The organism is Limnobacter alexandrii, assembly GCF_005871185.1.
Taxonomy (GTDB): Bacteria; Pseudomonadota; Gammaproteobacteria; order Burkholderiales; family Burkholderiaceae_B; genus Limnobacter; species Limnobacter alexandrii.
Genome location: NZ_SWKN01000005.1, coordinates 1 through 618, shown reverse-complemented (window position 1 = coordinate 618; position 618 = coordinate 1). Strand labels below are relative to the sequence as shown.

The 618-nt window shown below is 58.6% G+C and carries 1 protein-coding gene; it reads left to right on the top strand.

Features of this window, described 5'->3' with window-relative positions; translation table 11 throughout:
• On the top strand, window positions 1-618 hold a 618-nt coding region (locus tag FCS97_RS00255; protein WP_138515523.1), incomplete at both ends, for a flagellin.

Here is a 618-nt window from a genome sequence, read left to right as displayed (position 1 = left end):
GCAAGATCAGCGACAACCTGCAACGTATGCGTGAGTTGGCTGTTCAGGCCAAAAACGGCACACTGAACCCCACCGACCGTGTAAACCTGAACCGTGAGTACACGGAACTGGCCAACGAAGTGGACCGCATTGTGACCGGCAGCACCTTCAACGGCAACAATATGTTTGATGCCGCCAACAAAACACTGAGCTTCCAGGTGGGCACCGGCAACGCAGTTTCCGACACCCTGGCGCTGAATTTGACTGACGATGGTTTGGCCGCAGGCAACGACCTGACCACCATCATGACCAACGGTGCAGCCACCATTCAGGCCAACCTGAATGCGGTAGACACTGTGGCCAACGCCACGACCGCCATTGACACGCTGGACGCCTCGATTGACGCCATCACCGGAATTCGTGCGGTGGTGGGTGCGGGCCAAAGCCGACTGGAGCAGGTGGCTGCCTTTGCAGATACATCGAGCACCAACCTGCAAGCGGCACGTGGACGGATCATGGACGCAGACTTCGCCAAGGAAACGGCAGCACTGACCCGCTCACAGATTTTGCAGCAGGCTGGCACCGCCATGCTGGCCCAGGCCAACCAGTTGCCCAACAACGTTCTGAGCCTGTTGCAGT